Here is a 4,920-nt window from a genome sequence, read left to right as displayed (position 1 = left end):
AATCTGGCTTTTGGACTGCTTTGGGATTGTATCATTTTCACTCATACTTAAACTCATTGCATTATCAAGTGGAAATATAAAAGTACAATGGTAACAAAATGTACGCAAGGTTTCTGACCAAAATTGGGTTTATTTACCATTTGCATGCGGATGGTATTTTTATACTCGATATAAGTGATTTCTATTCTTGAGGCACAGCATTGGAACAGTGTGGTAAAAATAAAAAAAGATGAGTGATATGAAGAGGGGTTCGAGGCGCCATGCGGTGAAGCTGTAGCGCTAAAAGTAAAAAATAATTAACTTCAATGACTTAAAGTGTTGGGTTTAACATGATTTTTATAATTCATTGGTTTTCTTGAGCTACAAGCATTTATTTATTACCGATATTTTCAGTTGTATCAATACGTATATTGGCGCTAATACAGATACATATCATAGCTCATTCATCAGGCAGGATGTTATGTCGAGGGCTAAACCAATCGTGCCTCACCAGAACCATGAGTGAAGGCGACCTGCTGACAATTGATTAATACCCTACGATGTTAGAAATGTCTTGATAAGCCAGACGAGGCATCTCCGTGGAGAAGCTTTTTTTTCGACCAACCGATAATTAGTATTATCCGCGAGGCTGAAGACGGTTTTTTACCCGTGTACTCTGCACCTAGCACGGCATTTCTGACGTTACCGTTAGAAGTTAGGAATCCAATGTTAAATGCCTGCAGTCGCCTGAGGAAGGAAACTGCTTGCAGACGCCATTTTGGATATGAAGGCAATTCGGACGCGGCTAAAGTGTGATGCGACCAGTAGCGGGAACGTCGAGCACGTGGACTGTATTGACCGGCAACTTCGACGCCCGGCTTCCAACTACTGATCAAGACATATCAGTGATGCCTGAGCTCGATCGCTTTACTTATCACCGCATCTGGTAGCTACTGCGCTATGAAGGGCTTCATGTTGGACTCCGCCTGGAAAACGGAAAATATCCTACGTTAATCCTTTTTATTAAACAGCATAACAGACAGTTCAGAGCTAAAAGCGGATGTTAAAGTCTGCCTCTATGAACCGCGCCATTGCGAATTTACCGCTGTTCAATACTCTTTTTGACAGACTGCGATCTCTTAAACGTACCACGTCAGCAGATTTTTCAATCATGAGCTAAAAGGTGAGTTCTGTTAACATTTGCAAATCAAATTTGATACACTAAAGCCCATATAGTCATGACCGGGTAACATTTTTTGTACGGGCGCAATCGTTTCTTCTTTTTTGCAGCATGTATGGCATTGCTCTCAGTAGCCATGTTGTTCATTGCGCCTGTCATATCTAAATCTTTAGCTCACCATTCCGACTGTGTGAATTCAGCTATTACGACGGCTATGCCTGAGCACCGCGGTATGGCTATGTCAGGAATGCACCACGACATGGCTATGACGGAGCATTGCGAAAAAAACCACACTATGGTTCATCCCATGATGGCGGGACACGCTATGTCCCCAATGGAAGAAATTGCCTGTGGATATTGTCAGCTACTGATTCATCTGCCTTTCGTCCAGTTATTGCTGACGGTAATGCTCTGGCTGATGTTACTTTGCGTTCGTCTGTCTCTTCCTTTGCAGGCCATTTGCTCACCGATTTTCCGCGCCTGGACACCTCAGCGAGCCCGCGCGCCGCCTGCTGTTTTTCTTTCTGCGAATTAACGACTCACAAAAATAGACGTAATTTGCTGCCTGCCTCAGGTCAGGCAAGCTTGCTTACGCCAGAAAAACAGTAAGGCAAATAATGAAAACTCAACGTTTTGTACGTACCCCTCTTGCAGTTCTGATTATGATGACATTCCAGACGAATGCCATTGCTGCCCAGGAGAGCCACGATCACGCAGCGATGGAGGATGATTCCGTCATGGTTGTTACGGCTCCCGCCTCATCGCCGCTGGAGGTTGTCACGACCCCAAAAAGACCTCGTCAGCCTGTCCCGGCAAGTGATGGTTCTGATTATCTGAAAACCATCCCCGGCTTTTCACAGATACGGGCCGGTGGCACGAATGGCGATCCGGTTTTTCGCGGAATGTTCGGATCGCGTCTGCGTATCCTGACCAATAATGGCGAGATGCTGGGTGCCTGTCCGGCCCGAATGGATGCCCCCAGCTCTTATATCTCCCCGGAAAGTTTTGACCTTCTGACGTTGACCAAAGGGCCGCAAACGGTCCTGTGGGGGCCGGGTAACTCTGCAGGGACAATTCGTTTCGATCGCGAGCAGCCCCTGTTTGATAAACCCGGCGTACAGGGAAATGCCAGCCTGCTTGCTGCCTCGAACAATCGCTGGGATGAGAATGCGGATATCAGCCTGGGCAGCGAAGATGGATATTTACGCCTGATGGGTAACAAATCACGTTCCGATGACTATAAGGATGGCAATGGCGATCGCGTCCCCTCAAAATGGGATAAATGGAACGGCGATATGGCGCTCGGCTGGACGCCTGATAAAGATACCCTGATTGAGCTGACGGCAGGGAAAGGGGACGGGGAATCGCGTTATGCGGGGCGCAGTATGGACGGCTCCCAGTTTAAGCGAGAAAGCCTGGGTGCCAGGTTCGAAAAATCAAATATCGGGGAGGTATTCCAGAAATTTGAAGCGAATGTCTATTACAACTACGCCGACCACATTATGGATAACTATTCACTTCGTTCACCCGACGGTGGTATGTCAGGAGGTATGTCGGAAGGAATGACAGACAGCGGCATGGGTGACTCAATGGATACCGGCATGTCAATGGACATGGATATGCCAATGGCGATGGAAGTCGACAGACGTACTGTGGGCGGTCGTGTGATGGGCACGTGGGAATGGGCGGATGTGGAGCTGAAAAGCGGCGCCGATACCCAGCTGAATACCCATCGTAATAAAATGGATAACAGCTGGGTCAAAGATGCCCGTTTCCATGATTATGGTCTCTTCAGTGAACTCACCTGGAATACCACTGATTCAAGCAAGGTAGTGGGGGGCGCTCGCCTTGACCGTATCCTCGTGGATAATTTTTCCGGGAAAGGCTCCTCAGAGCGAACGGACACCCTTCCTGCCGGGTTTGTACGTTTCGAGCATACCCTCGCAGAAATGCCGCTCATGCTGTATGCCGGGCTTGGGTATACAGAACGTTTCCCGGACTACTGGGAACTGTTTTCCCCCACTTACGGGCCTGACGGCACCTCAGACGCGTTTGATAAAGTTAAAACCGAAAAAACGACCCAGCTTGATATTGGCGCACAGTATTCCGGCAAACGTACAAACGCCTGGGTTTCTGCTTATGTCGGTCGCGTAAATGATTTTATCCTTTTCCGCTACGATCCCAACGATGCATATATCAGCCAGGTCGATAACATCAACGCCACCATCATGGGAGGGGAAGCCGGTGTCAGCTATAAGCTGACCGACAGCTGGAAAACCGACGCCAGTCTGGCCTATTCCTGGGGCAGGAACACGGAAGATGGTAAACCCCTTCCGCAAATGCCTCCTCTTGAAGCCCGTCTGGGATTGTCCTGGGAAAGTGGTAACTGGAGCAGTACCGGGCTGGTACGTCTGGTCAGTAGTCAGCATCGGGTGGCGATTAATGAAGGTAATGTGGTGGGCAAAGATTTTGACAGCAGCGCCGGTTTTGCCGTGGTTTCCGCCAATGCCGCTTACCGTGTGAACAAGTACTTTAAAGTAAGCGCCGGTGTCGATAATCTTCTGGACAAGGATTACAGCGAGCATCTCAACCTGGCGGGTAACAGTAGCTTTGGCTATTCCGCCAATACCTCCGTTAACGAACCAGGAAGAACATTCTGGGGCAAAATTAATGTGACATTCTGACCGGTCCCGGTTCGAAAGGGCGGGCCGGGTTGTTTATTCAGAAAATATGAGGAAATCGTTATGTTGAAAATTCTCAAAACCCCGGAAGGGAAAAAGTTTCTTATTGCTGTGGCTTGTGTGTTTATCGTTGCGGTATGCGTGGTGTCAAAAGCCGCGTTCCAGGGCGTAGAAGACCAGTACAATCTGCCGATGGATACCTGGGACACATCCCTGTTTATCATCCAGGGCGCATGGGTGGCCATTTACAGCCTTATGTTCACCATTGTGGGGTCGCTGCCTTTTGGGTTTTACTTTCTCGGCCCTAAAGATGATTCAGAATAACTGAATCCGCGTTTGTTCTTCACAACCGGAACGTAAGCGCACTCAAAAATGTATCGTGTCATTTACACTGACACGATACATGTCGACTTCGGCCTTTTACTTAACAGTAAAAGTATATTTTCCCTGTGTTTTATGACCATCTACTGAAAGAGCTGTCCAGTCGACTTCATATTGTCCTTTATCCAGCTTCGTGCTCACAGGCACTATTAACGTCGCTTTGTCTTTTGGATCAAGGGCTGGTTTTCCGGCAGGAATAATATGGCCGTCTGCATTTTTTAATTCCGCTTTGGAAAAAGAGGGCTCAAGAGATTCTGTAAAGCTCAATGCCAGCTGTTTAGGGGACTCTGTAAGTTCAGCTTTATCGGCGGGGACCGCAGTCTTAAGATGAGCATGCGCCATCGCCTGCTGGGATACAAAGAGTGAGGACAACCCCATCACTAAGACCGGAAAAATTGCAGGTATTTTCATTTTTACTCCATCGGTTGTGTTTACATCTGATTCAGGTCGGTATCTCAATTATAGGCATTAAGTAATCCGGTAATACAGCATTGCGTTTCTGATTACCCGCTCTAACCCGGATTATTGTTTGCCGGGATGTATTAAATTCCCGAGCAACTGCGCTGATGGTGGTTCCGGCGTTTAAACGATCAATCACTGCTCATTGCTGTTCTTCATTTAGGATTGAAGTGCGGCCAAAAATTTTTCCATCGGCCTTTGCCCTTACTAAACTGGCCTGCGGTTTGACATTGCTGACTG

At 47.8% G+C, this 4,920-nt stretch carries 4 protein-coding genes and 1 pseudogene; 3 read left to right on the top strand and 2 right to left on the bottom strand.

Annotation, left to right across the window (positions count from 1 at the left end):
- The first annotated feature begins 1,274 nt into the window (after positions 1 to 1,274).
- The 3 genes from L977_RS23490 (at position 1,275) to L977_RS02385 (ending at position 4,164) form a co-directional block, all read left to right on the top strand.
- Positions 1,275 to 1,694, top strand: a complete 420-nt coding sequence (locus L977_RS23490) for a DUF2946 domain-containing protein (protein ID WP_081987726.1) — start codon at positions 1,275 to 1,277, stop codon at positions 1,692 to 1,694.
- An 82-nt stretch (positions 1,695 to 1,776) separates the two neighbouring features.
- The gene (locus L977_RS02390; protein ID WP_047624596.1) at positions 1,777 to 3,843 is read left to right on the top strand and encodes a TonB-dependent copper receptor; all 2,067 of its coding nucleotides are present in this window, start codon (positions 1,777 to 1,779) and stop codon (positions 3,841 to 3,843) included.
- Between the two features lie 60 nt (positions 3,844 to 3,903).
- Positions 3,904 to 4,164 carry a DUF2534 family protein gene (locus tag L977_RS02385; RefSeq protein ID WP_047624594.1) on the top strand — a complete coding sequence of 87 codons (261 nt, stop codon included), beginning with the start codon at positions 3,904 to 3,906 and terminating at the stop codon, positions 4,162 to 4,164.
- Positions 4,165 to 4,260: 96 nt separating this feature from the next.
- Here L977_RS02385 and copC read toward each other — a convergent pair whose 3' ends face one another.
- Complete coding sequence (gene copC, locus L977_RS02380; RefSeq protein ID WP_047624592.1) at positions 4,261 to 4,632, bottom strand: copper homeostasis periplasmic binding protein CopC; 372 nt, start codon at positions 4,630 to 4,632, stop codon at positions 4,261 to 4,263.
- Positions 4,633 to 4,663: 31 nt separating this feature from the next.
- Positions 4,664 to 4,920: pseudogene (locus tag L977_RS24245) on the bottom strand (helix-turn-helix domain-containing protein); the annotation flags it as partial.

The sequence above is a fragment of the Enterobacter sp. ZOR0014 genome (genome assembly GCF_000798855.1).
GTDB classification, from domain to species: domain Bacteria; phylum Pseudomonadota; class Gammaproteobacteria; order Enterobacterales; family Enterobacteriaceae; genus Enterobacter; species Enterobacter kobei.
This window is presented reverse-complemented; position numbering and strand designations above follow the sequence as displayed.

Coding starts and splice junctions, on each gene's coding strand:
- L977_RS23490 (WP_081987726.1), top strand. CDS start 1,275: ATGGCATTGCTCTCAGTAGCCATGTTGTTCATTGCGCCTGTCATATCT.
- L977_RS02390 (WP_047624596.1), top strand. CDS start 1,777: ATGAAAACTCAACGTTTTGTACGTACCCCTCTTGCAGTTCTGATTATG.
- L977_RS02385 (WP_047624594.1), top strand. CDS start 3,904: ATGTTGAAAATTCTCAAAACCCCGGAAGGGAAAAAGTTTCTTATTGCT.
- copC (WP_047624592.1), bottom strand. CDS start 4,632: ATGAAAATACCTGCAATTTTTCCGGTCTTAGTGATGGGGTTGTCCTCA.